Below are 15,733 nucleotides of genomic sequence, written 5' to 3' on the forward strand. Positions count from 1 at the left end.
CCATGCGGGTTGAGAACCACGACCACTTTGTAAATCGCCTGACAGCGCTTGGTCAAAAGCATCAGAAAATGACTCATGGCTACACGACCAAAGTTGGCAAAGATGGCCTGATTGTTGTGAAGCCAAAACGCCGGCCCGTGCGGGGCGGTGGACCGATCAAACTGGTTGTTCTTGCTGTGGCGGGACTGATCGCTTTCAAAGCGGTGGCTTTGATCGCCGTAGGACCGATCACCTACAACGAGCGGCTGGCGAAACTTGAAACCGGCACCATGATTGAACAGGTGGGAGCCAAGGCGCTTGCCATTGATCCGGTGACTGAAGTTCTGGCCGATTCAGTAGGGCCAACACTACGTTAAGTGCTTTGCCGGTCAGCGCGAGAGTGATGACCGGCGCAGATCTCGGGGGGGCTGCATGTCTGAAGGCACAAAAAAGCCGCGCTTCTGGGGGTCAGAGCGCGGCTTTTTCTATTTTGGAGTTTGGGTCAAACTCCCGTCTCTGCGTCAGGCTACCAAGATAAGTATCACAATCGTCGAGACAGCCCAAAAAGCGCGGCAGGGGAGGGCCGCCGCGCCCCTTGGTCTTAGCGGAAGAAGTTTGGCTGTGCGACCGCGTCAATGTCGCCACGGACCAGGCCGATATCGTCCAGCTCGCGGTCTGTCAGAGAGGCCAATGCGCTGCGTGTCACGCGGGCGTCGTTCCATGCAACAACAGCAGAGATGCTGCGTGTGATGAATGAGGAAACGGCTGATGTGGAGCCGTATGCGGTGCGGGTTGTGTCGAAAGCTGCCATGTGAGCCGTCCTTTTGTATGTATGTTATGCCGATTTCCTCGGCGGTATGAGCGGCAGATAGGGGGTTCGTTACGGTGCCACAACTCCTGCAATTGCATGTGTGATCTGCGTTTTCTGCATAGGTCGAAACGATAGTTAACCCGCGATAAATTAAGGTAAAATTTGGATTGAACAGATGTCGTTTTTGGCTTCGAAACTGACGATAAACGACACCGATGTCTATCTGCGACAGGTGCTATGTCGTATTTGGCATTTGCGCACAAATGCTTGGCGGATGTTCGCGTTTCGTGCTAGTGCATCATAAAAGCAACAAAATAAACGAGAGCAGGGTAATGATGCGGATAATTGGCATTGATCCGGGGTTACGCAACCTTGGGTGGGGCGTCATTGACGTCACGGGCAATCGGCTGAGCCATGTGGCGAACGGCGTATGCCAATCGCAGGGGGATGAACCACTGGCGCAAAGGCTGCTGGATTTGCATGTTCAGCTGACCGGGGTTTTTGCAAGGTATCAGCCGGTTTCGGCGGCGATTGAACAGACTTTTGTAAACAAGGACGGCGCAGGGACGCTGAAACTGGGGCAGGCGCGCGGCATTGCGATGCTGGTGCCGGCGCAGGCCGGGCTGCCGGTGGGTGAATATGCGCCCAATAAGATCAAGAAAACGGTTGTCGGGGCAGGGCATGCGGACAAACAACAGGTGGCCCATATGGTAAAGGTGCAATTGCCCGGTGTTGTGCTGAACGGGCCGGATGCAACGGACGCTTTGGCGATTGCGATCTGTCATGCGCATCACGGCGGGGCGAGTTCGCTGGCGGCAGCGGTAGCGAGGGCGGGCATATGATCGGCAAGATTACTGGCAGGATCGAATACCGCGCGGCGGATCACCTGCTGATCGATGTGCGCGGCGTGGGCTATCTGGTCTATTGCTCGGACCGTACCATGGCCGCTTTGCCAGCTGTGGGCGAGGTGACCGCGCTCTATACTGATATGGTGGTGCGCGAAGACCTGATGCAGTTGTTTGGCTTTCAGACATTGGTGGAAAAGGAATGGCATCGCTTGCTGACCTCGGTACAGGGGATCGGGGCAAAGGCGTCGCTGGCGATCCTTGGGACCTTGGGGCCGGATGGGGTCAGCCGCGCCATTGCGCTGGGCGACTGGAACGCAGTGAAGGCGGCAAAAGGGGTGGGGCCGAAGATTGCGCAGCGCGTGGTGCTGGACCTGAAAGACAAGGCCCCCAGCGTGATGGCAATGTCGGGAACTTTGGCCGAAGCGCAGGGCGAGGTTGAGGCCGAAGTACTGGAACCGGTCGCGCGGGTGAAGCCGGCAGCCGCGACACCAAATGCATCGGCCCAGTCCGAAGCCTTGTCCGCACTGGGCAATCTGGGCTACAGCCCCGGTGATGCGGCAGCTGCGGTGGCGCAGGCAGCGGGGGAAATGGAAGGGGCGGCAACGCCGGATCTTATCCGCGCTGCGTTGAAACTTCTTGCCCCCAAGGGTTAGGGTGCGCTTATCAAGCCCTGACGGGTTTTCTTCGCGTAAAGGTATGTTGTGACCGAAATTGACCCCACTGTGCGGCCAGAGCCGATGCCGGAAGATGTCGACCGCGCCTTGCGCCCGCAGCTGCTGTCCGAATTTGTCGGGCAGGCAGAGGCACGCTCGAATCTGGCGGTCTTTATCCAATCCGCTAAGCAGCGCGGCGAGGCGATGGACCACACCCTGTTCCATGGCCCCCCCGGTTTGGGTAAAACAACCTTGGCGCAGATCATGTCGCGTGAATTGGGGGTCGGGTTTCGCATGACGTCGGGCCCTGTGCTGGCCAAGGCGGGTGACCTGGCCGCGATCCTGACAAATCTGGAAGCGCGTGACGTGTTGTTCATCGACGAGATTCACCGGCTGAACCCGGCGGTTGAAGAGGTGCTGTATCCCGCATTGGAAGATTTTGAATTGGATCTGGTGATTGGCGAAGGGCCTGCGGCGCGTACCGTGCGTATTGAATTGCAGCCTTTCACCTTGGTTGGGGCCACCACCCGCATGGGGTTGTTGACCACCCCGCTGCGTGACCGCTTCGGCATCCCCACGAGATTGCAGTTCTATACCGAGGACGAGTTGTTCATCATCGTGGACCGCAATGCGCGCAAACTGGGCGCACCGGCAGATGAAGGCGGCGCGCGCGAGATCGCCAAACGTGCAAGGGGCACGCCAAGGATCGCCGGGCGGTTGCTGCGCCGGGTGGTGGACTTTGCGGTTGTGGAAGGTGACGGGCGTGTGACCCGCGATCTGGCCGATATGGCGCTGACCCGGCTTGGCGTCGATCATCTGGGTCTTGATGGCGCAGACCGGCGTTACCTGCGACTGATTGCCGAAAATTATCAGGGCGGCCCGGTGGGGATTGAAACCATGTCGGCAGCCCTGAGCGAGAGCCGCGATGCCTTGGAGGAGGTGATCGAGCCTTTCCTGTTGCAGCAAGGGTTGATCCAGCGCACCCCGCGCGGGCGGATGTTGGCGCAAAAGGCATGGACGCATTTGGGAATGACGCCGCCCAAGTCGCAGAGCGATTTGTTTGGCTGATCTGACGGATATGAGTTTAAGGGCAAGATGAAGATGGAAGTTGCGCAGATTGAAGGGCTGTTCACCCGCTCTGAGGGCAGTTTTGCTTTTGCACGTTGGGGGCGGCCGATCTGTCCAGTGGTGTTTGGTGTGGATGATGCGACACTTGGCGTTGTGAAAGGCGCGATTGCGGCGGTCTGTGAACTGGCCGGGCATGAGATGGGCGAAATGGATGCGGAATTGGGGTCAAACCTGATGATGTTCTTTTTCAATGATTGGGCTGAATTGCTGGAGGTGCCGGGGATGGACCGGCTGGTGCCGGATCTGGCCCCTTTGGTGGCACGGCTTGAAGGTGTGGATGCAAATCAATACCGGTTCTTCCGCTTTGATGAGCGTGGGGCGATCAAGGCCTGTTTTGTGTTTTTGCGGATGGATCAGCATTTAAGCGATGTGCCGGCGCAGACATTGGCGCTGAGCCAGATTGTGCAATCAATGCTTCTGTGGTCGGACTGCGCTTTTCAGGACCGCTCCCCCTTGATGGTGGCAGAACAGGCAACGGTGCTACGTCCCGATATCGCGGCCCTGTTGTGCGCTGCATATGATCCGGTGTTGCCGGTGGTGGCGCAGGACGCCAGCCATGCCTTGCGATTGTCGGCAAGGGTGCAGGCCTCAATGGAGCGGCCCCAATGAGCCATTCCTTTCCGGTCCGAATTTTCTATGAGGATACCGATATGGCCGGTATCGTCTATTACGCCAATTATCTGAAGTATATTGAACGCGCCCGCTCTGACATTGTTGAGCAGCTGGGCGTTGATCAGCGGGCCATGCGCGAGGAAGACATTGTTTTTGTCATCACGCGGGTCGAAGCGGATTACCTTGGATCGGCGCGGTTCGGGGACCGTCTGGAAGTGCGCACGACACATCATGCCAAAGGCGCGGTGCGCTGGATGTTTGATCAGGACGTGCTGCGCGGTGAAGAGGTCATTTTTCGCGCCAAAGTGACCGCCGTTTGCATGACCACAGCGGGAAAACCCACCCGATTGCCAGCAAAACTCCGCTCAGTATTGCCGCCACCAGCGGAATAAAGCCATTCTTCTGGCTTTCGCTCTTGTACTTCGTTAGTTTCTGCACAAATGAGCCTCGAAAATGGGGCCTTGAGGCAGTAGCTGCGCAAGCGGTGTATAAGAAGAGCAGGTATCATGGAAGCAGAGACGCTGGCATTGGCGCAGGAGATTGATTTCTCCATGTGGGGGTTGTTCGCGCGGGCGACCTTTACGGTTAAACTTGTGATGGTCATGTTGATCCTCGCGTCCTTTTGGTCCTGGTCAATCATCATTCAGAAAACCATCCAGTACCGTAAGGCGCGTTCGGGCAATGAGGCCTTCGATCATGCGTTCTGGTCGGGCGAGCCGCTTGACGGGCTTTACGAACAGATCGGGCCGGACCCTGATGGGGCTTCGGAAAAGGTATTTGCTGCGGGGATGACGGAATGGCGTCGTTCGCATCGCGAGGATGGCGGGTTGATCCCCGGTGCCACTGCACGGATTGACCGCAGCATGGATGTGGCAATTGCCAAAGAAGCGGACCGGTTGCAAAAGGGCCTGACGGTCTTGGCGACTGTCGGGTCGTCGGCACCCTTTATCGGTTTGTTCGGGACCGTGATCGGTATCATGAACGCCTTTATCGAGATTGCAGAGCAACAGAACACCAACCTCGCGATTGTGGCCCCCGGCATCGCCGAGGCGCTGCTTGCAACAGGCTTGGGTCTGCTGGCAGCGATCCCGGCGGTAATTTTCTACAACAAGCTGAACGCGGACAGTGAGCGGATCATCGGCAATCACGAAGCTTTTGCCGATGAGTTTGCCACCATTCTCAGCCGCCAGTTGGACTCCTGATGACTGTGTCCCGCAATACAGAGGCCACAACCGGCCCCAAACGCGCTTGCAAGCAGAGCGCTGCCTCGGGGCATGATGTGGTCAAAGAATTTCTTATGAAGCGGAACACAATCTAGATGGGCGCTGGAACGATCAAAAAACAGGGCGGCGGCGGGCGCGGGCGGCGCAGGGGCCGTGCGCAGCCGATGGCCGAAATCAACGTGACACCCTTTGTGGATGTGATGTTGGTGCTGCTGATCATTTTCATGGTTGCCGCCCCCTTGCTCACTGTGGGCGTGCCGGTGGAGTTGCCGAAATCGGCGGCGGGTGCCTTGCCAACAGAGCAGGAAGAGCCGCTGACCGTTACGGTAACGGCAGAGGGTGACATACAGATCCAGACCACATCTGTGGAACGTGGCCAGTTGATCACCCGGCTGCGTGGCATTGCGGCAGAACGGGCAAGCGACCGGGTGTTTTTGCGGGCTGATGGGGCGGTGCCCTATGCGGCGGTGATGGAAGTGATGGGCGCGTTGAATGCGGGCGGCTTTTCCAACATCGGTCTGGTGACTGATATCGGCGGACCGGCGCTGGACGGCAGCGATCCGTCGGGGAATTGATCCGTGCATACCGGTCAATATATTTCGGGGGCGGGGCATCTGGGGTTGATTGCCTGGTTGCTTTTGGGCGGGCTGTTTGCGGACAAGCCCGAGCCTTTCGAGATGACCGAAGTTTCCGTAATTTCCGGTGCTGATTTTGATGCAATGATTGCTGCGCAGCAAGCGCCGCAATCAACAACGGAAGTGGCACAACCTGCCGCGCCGGACACCAGCACCGATGCGCCCGACGTCAGTAGTGCGCCGGATGCGGCAATTGAACAACCCGCCCCGGTGCAGGTTGATACGCCTCCCGATGATACGCCGCCGGAAGTTGTCGAACTGCCGCCGGAAACGCCGGTAGAAGAAACGCCGCAGGATTTGACAGAGCCTGTCGGGGATATCGCCGTGTTGACTCCCGAAACCGCGCCTGAAGCGGCACCACGCCCGGTGGAGCGTGTGGCACCGGAACCCGTGGCACAGCCCGAACCGGAGGCACAACCCGACCCAGAGACCCGCGAAGCCGTGGCACCGGATGCGGCCGGGGAAGCGCCTGAACAGGAAGCTCAGGAAGCAACGGCACCGGAAGAAGCCGTGGCCGAGATCGTGACCGAAGCCACCAATGCGCCAGCATCCTCCAACCGGCCACCGGGGCGACGCCCCGCAGCGCCAGCGCGTCAGGTGGCAGAAGCACCTGCGGTAGAAACACCCAGACCCGCGCCGGAAACACCGCCTGCGGACAGCGGGTCCGTGAACAACGACGATGTGCTGGCCGCTTTGGCAGCCGCGCAGGAAGCTGTGGCAGCACCCAGCGGGCCGCCCCTGTCTGCGGGCGAAAAGGATGCCCTGCGTGCACAGATCGCCAAATGCTGGAACATCGGATCGCTCTCCACCGAAGCCCTGGGCACGATTGTGATCATCGGGGTAAAAATGAACCGCGACGCCACACCGGTGAACGACAGCATTCGCATGATCAGCGCCTCCGGCGGTTCGGACAGCTCTGCGCGGCGGGTTTATGACAGCGCGCGGCGCGCGATTATCCTTTGTGGATCACGGGGCTATGACCTCCCGGCGGATAAATTCAGCCAATGGCAAAACATCGAAATGACCTTTGACCCCAGCAAGATGGGATTTTGATCATGCGACAGTACCTCTCCGTAGCCGCAGGGGCCAAAGTGCAAAGTTTTCCCCTTTGCGCCCGCTTCGGGAACCGACACAGTTGTGGCAGGTTGTTTGCCAAAGGCCAGAACCATTCCAGAAAGGATGCACATCCAATGAAGCACTTGTTTTTGAGCATTTCGGCAGCATTGGGCGTGACCCTTGCAGGGGTCACAGTGTTTTCGCCACCTGTACAGGCGCAAGAACCCCTGCGCATCATCATTGACGAAGCCATTATCGAACCGCTGCCGGTTGCCGTACCTGCCTTTCAAGCGGAAAGCGCGGAGGCCGGGCAGATGGCAGCCGACCTGGCGCGCGTTGTTGCTGCGGATCTGACCGGCACGGGGTTGTTTCGCGAGATCCCGGCATCTGCCTATATCTCTACCATCAGCGATTTTAACGCCTCGGTGAAATTTGCCGATTGGAAAGCGATCAATGCGCAGGCGCTGGTCACTGGTGCGGTGAATGTGCAGGGCAATACGCTGAACGTGAAATTCCGCCTTTACGATGTGTTCTCCGGCGCGGAACTGGGCAGTGGTTTGCAGTTTTCCGGCACTGTCGATGGCTGGCGGCGGATGGCGCATAAAGTGTCGGATGCCGTCTATGCGCGGATCACCGGCGATGGCCCGTATTTCGACAGCCGGGTTGTCTATGTCTCGGAAACCGGCCCTAAGGATGACCGCAAGAAGCGGTTGGCGATCATGGATTATGACGGGGCCAATGTGCAGTATCTGACCGATTCTGGCTCGATTGTTCTGGCTCCGCGCTTCTCGCCTTCCGGTGATCGGGTGCTTTACACCAGCTACGAAAGCGGATTTCCGCGTATCTATGTGTTGGACATCGGATCGGTGTCGCGCCGGGTTCTGGAAAGTGCCGATGGCACGATGAGCTTTGCGCCCCGGTTCTCACCCTCTGGACAGACAGTGGTCTATTCCCTGACGCAGGGTGGAAATACTGACATTTATACAATGGATATCGCCTCTGGCCAGTCCCAGCGCCTGACCAATACACCTGCAATCGAAACCGCGCCCAGCTATTCGCCAGACGGCAGCCGGATCGTGTTTGAAAGTGACCGCTCTGGCAGCCAACAACTCTATGTGATGCCCGCAACAGGGGGCGAGGCACAGCGTATCTCCTTTGGAGAAGGGCGTTATGGCACGCCGGTCTGGTCACCGCGTGGTGATCTGGTGGCCTTTACCAAACAGAACAAAGGGCGTTTCCACATTGGTGTGATGCGGCTTGATGGCTCGCAGGAACGGCTGTTGACGGCATCGTTTCTGGATGAGGGTCCAACATGGGCACCCAATGGCCGCGTGATCATGTTCTCCCGCGAAACCCAGGGGGCAGGCGGGTCATCTACGCTCTATTCCGTTGATATTTCGGGTCGCAACCTGCGCCCTGTCAGCACACCCTCTGGCGGGTCGGACCCTTCATGGTCGCCCTTGCAGAAATAGATCGGTCCGCAGAACGAGGGAATTCCCTCATCGTTGAAAATATGCTACGCAAAATTCATAAAATACGAGGCAGAGATACCATGAAAAAACTTCTGACCAGCGGCCTGCTGATCGCAGCCCTTGCCGTCGGTGCCTGCACCAACCCCGACCGTTTTGGCGCAGATGGTGCCGGGGGTGGGGCAACTGTTGGTGCCGGTGCAAACGGCGGCATCATTCCGGGCAGTGCAAATGACCCAACCTCCACCGCATTCTTCCAGCAATCTGTTGGCGACCGTGTGTTGTTCGAGATTGACCAGTCCTCTTTGACCGCCACGGGTCGGGCGACACTGGACGGTCAGGCCAATTGGTTGCTGACCAACAGCGACTATCAGGCCGTGATCGAAGGACATGCCGACGAACAGGGCACGCGGGAATATAACCTTGCGCTGGGGGCACGCCGCGCCAATGCTGCACAGGAATACCTGCTGTCCAAGGGGGTGCCATCCTCGCGGTTGCGGGTTGTCAGCTATGGCAAGGAACGCCCGATTGAAATCTGCTCGAATGAAGCATGTTATGCGAAGAACCGCCGTGCGGTGACGGTGCTTGCCGGCGGGCTGAGCAGCTAAACCGATCACGGTGAGGGAGATCAATCGAAGGATGATCAAGCGATGAAACTGCATTTTACGGCGACGCTGGTTCTGGGGATGATGTTTTCCCCGGTGATGCTTGCGGCGCAGGATGATCAGACCCTGGCGGATGTCCGTCAGGAGCTGACGATCCTCTATACCGAGGTTCAAAAGCTGCGCCGCGAACTGTCGACCTCCGGCAGCGGCGGGGTGAATACGGCTGGCAACTCCGTGCTGGAACGTGTCGGCACCATGGAAAGCGAACTGCAACGGCTGACCGCCAAGACCGAAGAGCTGGAAAACCGGATCAACCGGATCGTTGCGGATGGGACCGCGCGCATCGGGGATCTGGAGTTCCGCTTGGTTGAGCTTGAAGGCGGCGATATTTCCGCGCTTGGGCAGACCACGACCCTTGGTGGTGAGGGGCAAACCGCCACCGCCGCGCCTTTGACCGCACCTTCCACGCCAACCCAATCTGCCTCTTTGGCAGTTGGGGAAGAGGCGGACTTCAAGCGGGCGCAGGAGGCGCTCGCATCCGGTGACTTTCGCGCCGCCGCAGACTTCTTTGAGACCTTCAATCAGACCTATCCGGGTGGTCCGCTAGCCGCCGAGGCCGATTTGCGCCGGGGCGATGCATTGGACAAGCTGGGGGATACCCGCGAAGCGGCGCGATCCTATCTGGCGAGCTTCAGCTCGGATCCGCAAGGACCGATGGCACCACAGGCCCTGTTTGAACTGGGCCGTACCCTGGGTGCATTGGGACAAACTCAGGAGGCCTGTGTCACTTTGGGGGAGGTGGCGATCAGATTCCCCGACAGCGCTGCTGTTGCAAAAGCTCAGGATCAGCGCACGAACATCGGCTGCGGATAAGCCATGCCCGAAACACTGCCCCTTTGTCTGGCAGAGGCGTTTCTGCCGCATCCCCCAAAGGCGATGGGCGTTGCGGTATCGGGCGGCAGTGATTCAATGGCGCTGCTGCATCTATTGCATGAATTTTGCACAATGCGGCAAATCCGACTGCATGCTGTCACTGTGGATCACCGCCTGCGCGCGGAATCAGCCGCAGAGGCAAGACATGTCGCACGGGTCTGTGCGGAGATTGACGTGCCACATGACACCCTTGTCTGGAATGGCTGGCGCGGCGAAGGCAACCTGCAGGGTGTGGCGCGACATGCGCGGTATCACAAGATGGCCCTCTGGGCGCAGGGCTATGGAATTGATACCATCGCCACCGGCCATACTGCGGATGATCAGGCCGAGACAGTATTGATGCGGCTGGCCCGCCGTTCGGGGGTGGACGGCTTGTCGGCGATCAGCCGGCGCTCGCTGCGCGAAGGGGTCACATGGGTCCGCCCGCTGCTGCAAGCCCGCCGCAAAGTGCTGCGCAGTTATTTGAGTGGCCGTGGCATTGGCTGGATTGATGATCCCAGTAATGATGATGCCCAATATGACCGGATCAAGGCCCGAAACGCGCTGGAGCTTTTGGCACCATTGGGCATTGATGCTGATGCGTTGGGCGAAGTTGCTGCAAACATGACGGCGGCGCGTAAGGCGCTGGATTGGCATAGTTTTCTGGTATCCAAGCAGTTTGTTTCCCTGGACGCTGGGGCGGTATTGATTGAGGAGTCCGGCTTTAATCTGGAACCAGATGAGGTGCAGAGGCGGCTGTTGATCCGTGCGATCAACTGGGTCAGTCGCGGATATTATGCGCCCCGCCGGGCGGCGCTTTCCAATGTGATGACCGCGCTTTCCAAAGGGCAGGCGACCACGCTGAACGGCTGCCACATCAGGCGTATCGCAACGCGGATCTGGGTGTTTCGGGAATATAATGCTGTACGTGATACCGAGGTCGCCATTAACGAGCTATGGGACGGCCGCTGGCAGTTGAGCAATGATGAGGCACTACCCGAAGCGAGCGATCTGCGCATCCGTGCGCTTGGGCTTGAGGGGCTTGAACAATGCGCGGGCTGGCGCGCTTCAGGACGTCCTCACGTGGTTTTGAAATCGACGCCGGGCGTGTGGCAGGGGGATCGTCTGGTTGCGGCACCACTGGCCGGATTTGCACAAAATTGGCAAGCGAAACTGCATGAAGAGCCAGATACCTTTTTCGCAACGCTATTATCGCATTGAACCTGACTGTATCCAGTCTATCTTATAGGGCAAGCAGCGCACAGCATGTGCGCCAAACGGCCCGCAACATGATGCGGGCCAAAAGCATTTAGGAGAATTCCCTTGGGAAATGTTCGCAATCTTGCGTTTTGGGTGGTGTTGATGCTGCTCGTCTTGGCGCTGTTCAATCTTTTCAGCGGGTCGAATGGCAATCTGCAAAGCAATGAAGTCAGCTATTCCGAATTTGTCAGCGCGGTAGAGGGCGGTGAAATCCGCAACGCGACGCTGGACGGAGAGCAAGTGCGCTTTCGCAAGACCGATGGATCCGACTATGTGGTGATCAAACCTGCCGATGCAGAAGTGACCACGCTGTTGATCGAAAACAACGTCCCGGTTCAGGCGCGTCCGCAGCAGCAGTCGGGCTTTCAGACGTTTCTGATGTCGCTTTTGCCGATTGTTCTGCTGATCGGGGTCTGGATTTTCTTTATGAACCGGATGCAGGGCGGCGGCAAAGGTGGGGCCATGGGCTTTGGCAAATCCAAGGCCAAGATGCTGACCGAGAAACATGGGCGCGTGACCTTTGATGATGTCGCCGGGATTGATGAAGCAAAGGAAGAGCTTGAAGAAATCGTCGAATTCCTGCGCAACCCGCAAAAATTCAGCCGTCTTGGCGGGAAGATCCCCAAGGGTGCGCTGCTTGAGGGCCCTCCCGGCACGGGTAAAACCCTGTTGGCTCGCGCCATCGCGGGGGAGGCGGGTGTGCCATTCTTCACCATTTCGGGTTCTGATTTTGTTGAAATGTTTGTCGGTGTCGGTGCCTCCCGTGTGCGCGACATGTTCGAACAGGCCAAGAAGAACGCCCCCTGTATTGTGTTCATCGACGAAATCGACGCCGTGGGTCGTTCGCGTGGTGCCGGATATGGCGGCGGCAATGACGAGCGCGAACAGACGCTAAACCAGCTGCTGGTCGAGATGGACGGTTTTGAGGCGAACGAAGGTGTGATCATCATCGCAGCCACCAACCGTAAGGACGTGCTGGACCCGGCGCTGTTGCGGCCCGGTCGTTTTGACCGCCAGGTCACCGTTGGCAACCCTGACATCAAAGGCCGCGAGAAAATTCTTGGCGTGCACGCCCGCAAAACGCCGCTTGGTCCCGATGTTGATCTGCGCATCATTGCTCGTGGTACGCCGGGTTTCTCCGGTGCCGATCTGGCGAACCTTGTGAACGAGGCCGCGCTTGGTGCCGCCCGTCTGGGCCGTCGCTTTGTCACGATGATTGATTTTGAATCCGCCAAGGACAAGATCATGATGGGGGCTGAACGCCGCTCTATGGTGATGACCGCCGCACAAAAGGAAATGACCGCCTATCACGAGGCGGGGCACGCCCTGATCGGGATGCTGCTGCCGAAATGTGATCCGGTCTATAAGGCCACGATCATCCCGCGCGGTGGCGCGTTGGGCATGGTGATGAGTCTGCCTGAAATGGACCGTCTGAACATGTTCAAGGACGAATGCCACCAGCGGCTGGCCATGACCATGGCGGGCAAGGCGGCGGAAATCCATAAATACGGCGAAGACGCTGTGTCCAACGGTCCGGCGGGCGATATCCAGCAAGCCTCGGCACTGGCGCGCGCCATGGTGCTGCAATGGGGCATGTCCGACAAGGTCGGCAACATCGACTATTCCGAAGCGGCCCAAGGTTATCAGGGCAGCACCGGTGGTTTTTCTGTCTCGGCCAGCACCAAAGAGCTGGTGGAGAAAGAAGTGCAGAAGTTCATTCAGGATGGCTATGAATGGGCGGCCAAGCTGATCAAGGAAAACGAAGAGAAGTTCGAGCGTCTGGCGCAGGGTCTGTTGGAGTATGAGACACTGACGGGGGGCGAAATCCAGCGCGTCATGGACGGGCTGCCGCCGGTTGCCGAAAATGATGACGATGATGGTGACAAGGGTGACACGCCAAGCCTGACAGCGATCCCCAAGGCAAAGGGCAAGGCCAAAAAGACCCCGCCCGCTGATGGCGGACTTGAGCCGGAACCCTCTACCTGATCGCGATCAGTGGTCAAACGGTCACAAAAAATCATAAGGCCCTGCACCCGCAGGGCCTTTTCTTTTGTGCGCGCTCTGATCATGTTGGCCCCAGCCAAAGGAGATACCCGATGCCCGAACTGGTCCCTACCGATCATCACGCCAAAATTGTCTGGATGGGCAAGGTCCCGCAGGACCGCCCCAACATCAGATCAGAAGCGATTAAGGAAGCCTTTGCCAGCTATGCCGGTTTTGAGGGAGCCTATCACGCCGGTCTGACGCGCCTGTCCTGTGTACGGGTCAAATCCCAACATCCAGAGGGGACAGAAATCCGCAATGTGCGGCAGTTCTCCATTGTCTCGGCAGAAGAACTTGCCGCGATTGCAGCGGTAATCGGGGTTGAAACGCTGGACCCGGTATTGCTGGGCGCGTCGATCGTTGTGGAAGGGATTGACGACTTTACCCACGTCCCGCCCAATTCACGGCTTCAGGCCACCAATGGTGCCACGATTGTTGTGGATATGCAGAACGGTCCCTGCAACTTTCCTGCCCGCGAAATTGAGAAGGAAACACCGGGGCATGGTAAGGGGTTCAAAGCTGCGGCCAAAAACCGACGCGGGGTCTGTGGTTGGGTGGAGCGCGAGGGGCTGCTGAGGGTTGGCGACACTCTGCGGCTGCACATCCCAGGGCAACGCGCCTGGAAGCACATCTAGGGGAAGCGGTTTCCGAAACGAAACGCTTCTGCGGCACTCTGACGCGTCGGGTGATGGAAATGTCGGAAATGCGACCTCACTTCAGGGGGGCAGCGCTGTATGACAGGCAAAAGAACAACGCCTTAGGGCAGGAGGGGATTCTCAGATGGCTTACAAAACCGACATCCAGATCGCACGCGAGGCGAGCAAACGCCCGATCCAAGAGATTGGCGCAAAGCTGGGCATCAGCAGCGACGACCTGCTGCCCTACGGCCACGACAAGGCGAAGGTCAGCCAGTCGTTTATCAACTCCGTACAAGGCAATGAGAATGGCAAGCTGATCCTTGTCACCGCGATCAACCCGACCCCTGCGGGCGAAGGTAAAACAACCACGACCGTTGGCTTGGGTGACGGGTTGAACCGCATCGGCAAGAAGGCCGCCGTCTGTATCCGCGAAGCATCGCTTGGGCCAAACTTCGGCATGAAGGGCGGGGCCGCCGGTGGTGGCTATGCGCAGATCGTGCCGATGGAAGAAATGAACCTGCATTTCACCGGCGACTTCCACGCGATCACCTCGGCGCATTCCCTGCTGTCCGCGATGATCGACAACCACATCTATTGGGGCAATGCCCTTGAGATCGACACCCGCCGCGTTGTCTGGCGTCGTGTGGTTGACATGAACGACCGTGCCCTGCGCCAGATCACTGCGTCGCTGGGCGGTGTGGCCAACGGCTTCCCGCGCGAAGCAGGCTTTGACATCACCGTGGCCTCCGAAGTGATGGCGATCCTATGTCTGGCGAAAGACCTTGCTGACTTGCAGGAACGCCTTGGCGCGATGATCGTCGCCTATCGCCGCGACAAAACACCGGTCTTTGCAAGGGACATCAAGGCGCATGGTGCGATGACAGTGCTGTTGAAAGACGCAATGCAGCCCAACATCGTACAGACACTGGAAAACAACCCGGCCTTTGTACATGGCGGCCCCTTCGCCAATATCGCCCATGGCTGTAACTCTGTCATTGCAACAACAACGGCGCTGAAACTGGCGGATTATGTTGTCACCGAAGCGGGCTTTGGTGCTGATCTGGGCGCGGAAAAGTTCCTGAACATCAAATGTCGCAAAGCGGGGCTTGCGCCTTCTGCGGTTGTGGTTGTGGCCACGGTGCGCGCGATGAAGATGAATGGCGGCGTTGCCAAGGCCGATCTGGGCGGCGAAAATGTAGAGGCCGTGAACAGCGGCTGTGCCAACCTTGGCCGTCACATCGAGAACATGAAGTCCTTCGGCGTACCTGTTGTCGTCGCGATCAACCATTTTGTCACCGATACTGATGCCGAAGTACAGGCGGTGAAGGACTACGTGGCCACTCAGGGTGCCGAGGCAGTTCTGTCACGTCACTGGGAGTTGGGCTCGGAAGGCTCTGCCGATCTTGCTACCAAGGTGGTCGAAACCATCGAGAAGAACGAGAGCAACTTTGCTCCGATCTATCCTGATGACATGTCACTGGCGGATAAGATCAACACCATTGCGACCAAGATTTACCGTGCGGACAGTGCACAGATGGATCAGAAGATCCTGAACCAGCTGAAAGAATGGGAAGATCAGGGATATGGTAATCTGCCGGTCTGTATGGCGAAAACGCAATACAGCTTTACCACGGATCCCAACGAGCGCGGTGCGCCTACAGGTTTTGACATTCCGGTGCGTGAAGTGCGCCTGTCTGCTGGTGCCGGTTTTGTTGTCGCCATCTGCGGTGAGATCATGACCATGCCGGGCCTGCCCCGTGTACCATCTGCCGAAAGCATCGGGTTGAATGACGCGGGCGAGGTTGAAGGCTTGTTCTAACGGAGCGGCGGGATTAATCCCACCCTAGGGAACGGATGTAGG

17 protein-coding genes are annotated in these 15,733 nt (G+C 58.4%); 16 read left to right on the forward strand and 1 reads right to left on the reverse strand.

The window, feature by feature from the left end; translation table 11 throughout:
- Window positions 1–68: 68 nt before the first annotated feature.
- Window positions 69–356: a hypothetical protein gene (locus tag QQL78_RS03125; protein WP_284370472.1), complete on the forward strand. Its 288-nt coding sequence runs from the start codon at window positions 69–71 to the stop codon at window positions 354–356.
- A 224-nt stretch (window positions 357–580) separates the two neighbouring features.
- Here QQL78_RS03125 and QQL78_RS03130 read toward each other — a convergent pair whose 3' ends face one another.
- Window positions 581–790: a DUF1127 domain-containing protein gene (locus QQL78_RS03130; protein ID WP_284370474.1), complete on the reverse strand. Its 210-nt coding sequence runs from the start codon at window positions 788–790 to the stop codon at window positions 581–583.
- Window positions 791–1,122: 332 nt separating this feature from the next.
- On the opposite strand from QQL78_RS03130, the gene ruvC reads away from it, so the two are divergent.
- The 15 genes from ruvC to QQL78_RS03205 all read left to right on the forward strand — a co-directional run bounded on the left by ruvC (window position 1,123) and on the right by QQL78_RS03205 (window position 15,691).
- Window positions 1,123–1,632: a crossover junction endodeoxyribonuclease RuvC gene (gene ruvC, locus QQL78_RS03135; RefSeq protein WP_284370476.1), complete on the forward strand. Its 510-nt coding sequence runs from the start codon at window positions 1,123–1,125 to the stop codon at window positions 1,630–1,632.
- Window positions 1,629–2,291 carry a Holliday junction branch migration protein RuvA gene (gene ruvA, locus QQL78_RS03140; RefSeq protein WP_284370479.1) on the forward strand — a complete coding sequence of 221 codons (663 nt, stop codon included), beginning with the start codon at window positions 1,629–1,631 and terminating at the stop codon, window positions 2,289–2,291. Before ruvC ends, ruvA begins: the two co-directional genes overlap by 4 nt.
- Before the next feature lie 48 nt (window positions 2,292–2,339).
- The gene (ruvB, locus tag QQL78_RS03145; protein ID WP_284370480.1) at window positions 2,340–3,359 is read left to right on the forward strand and encodes a Holliday junction branch migration DNA helicase RuvB; all 1,020 of its coding nucleotides are present in this window, start codon (window positions 2,340–2,342) and stop codon (window positions 3,357–3,359) included.
- A 33-nt stretch (window positions 3,360–3,392) separates the two neighbouring features.
- The gene (locus QQL78_RS03150) at window positions 3,393–4,028 is read left to right on the forward strand and encodes a hypothetical protein (protein WP_284375424.1); all 636 of its coding nucleotides are present in this window, start codon (window positions 3,393–3,395) and stop codon (window positions 4,026–4,028) included.
- Entirely contained in the window at window positions 4,025–4,423 is a 399-nt protein-coding gene (locus tag QQL78_RS03155) for a YbgC/FadM family acyl-CoA thioesterase (protein ID WP_284370483.1), read from the forward strand. Before QQL78_RS03150 ends, QQL78_RS03155 begins: the two co-directional genes overlap by 4 nt.
- A gap of 114 nt (window positions 4,424–4,537) precedes the next feature.
- On the forward strand, window positions 4,538–5,233 hold the full coding sequence (gene tolQ / locus QQL78_RS03160) for a protein TolQ (protein WP_284370485.1): 696 nt from the start codon (window positions 4,538–4,540) through the stop codon (window positions 5,231–5,233).
- A 116-nt stretch (window positions 5,234–5,349) separates the two neighbouring features.
- The gene (gene tolR, locus QQL78_RS03165) at window positions 5,350–5,829 is read left to right on the forward strand and encodes a protein TolR (RefSeq protein WP_284370488.1); all 480 of its coding nucleotides are present in this window, start codon (window positions 5,350–5,352) and stop codon (window positions 5,827–5,829) included.
- A 3-nt stretch (window positions 5,830–5,832) separates the two neighbouring features.
- The gene (locus tag QQL78_RS03170) at window positions 5,833–6,942 is read left to right on the forward strand and encodes an energy transducer TonB (RefSeq protein ID WP_284370490.1); all 1,110 of its coding nucleotides are present in this window, start codon (window positions 5,833–5,835) and stop codon (window positions 6,940–6,942) included.
- Between the two features lie 137 nt (window positions 6,943–7,079).
- The gene (tolB, locus tag QQL78_RS03175) at window positions 7,080–8,417 is read left to right on the forward strand and encodes a Tol-Pal system beta propeller repeat protein TolB (RefSeq protein WP_284370492.1); all 1,338 of its coding nucleotides are present in this window, start codon (window positions 7,080–7,082) and stop codon (window positions 8,415–8,417) included.
- Window positions 8,418–8,497: 80 nt separating this feature from the next.
- A complete protein-coding gene (gene pal / locus QQL78_RS03180) occupies window positions 8,498–9,022 on the forward strand; it encodes a peptidoglycan-associated lipoprotein Pal (RefSeq protein ID WP_284370494.1) in 525 nt (174 codons plus the stop codon).
- 42 nt (window positions 9,023–9,064) lie between these two features.
- Window positions 9,065–9,892 carry a tol-pal system protein YbgF gene (gene ybgF, locus QQL78_RS03185; RefSeq protein WP_284370496.1) on the forward strand — a complete coding sequence of 276 codons (828 nt, stop codon included), beginning with the start codon at window positions 9,065–9,067 and terminating at the stop codon, window positions 9,890–9,892.
- 3 nt (window positions 9,893–9,895) lie between these two features.
- Entirely contained in the window at window positions 9,896–11,152 is a 1,257-nt protein-coding gene (gene tilS / locus QQL78_RS03190) for a tRNA lysidine(34) synthetase TilS (protein ID WP_284370498.1), read from the forward strand.
- A 102-nt stretch (window positions 11,153–11,254) separates the two neighbouring features.
- Entirely contained in the window at window positions 11,255–13,177 is a 1,923-nt protein-coding gene (ftsH, locus tag QQL78_RS03195; protein WP_284370500.1) for an ATP-dependent zinc metalloprotease FtsH, read from the forward strand.
- A gap of 110 nt (window positions 13,178–13,287) precedes the next feature.
- Window positions 13,288–13,869, forward strand: coding sequence for an MOSC domain-containing protein (locus QQL78_RS03200; protein WP_284370502.1), 582 nt, complete (start codon window positions 13,288–13,290; stop codon window positions 13,867–13,869).
- A 145-nt stretch (window positions 13,870–14,014) separates the two neighbouring features.
- Window positions 14,015–15,691: a formate--tetrahydrofolate ligase gene (locus QQL78_RS03205; RefSeq protein WP_284370504.1), complete on the forward strand. Its 1,677-nt coding sequence runs from the start codon at window positions 14,015–14,017 to the stop codon at window positions 15,689–15,691.
- The last annotated feature ends 42 nt before the right edge of the window (window positions 15,692–15,733 follow it).

It is taken from the genome of Sulfitobacter pacificus, assembly GCF_030159975.1.
In the GTDB taxonomy this organism is placed as follows: Bacteria; Pseudomonadota; Alphaproteobacteria; order Rhodobacterales; family Rhodobacteraceae; genus Sulfitobacter; species Sulfitobacter pacificus.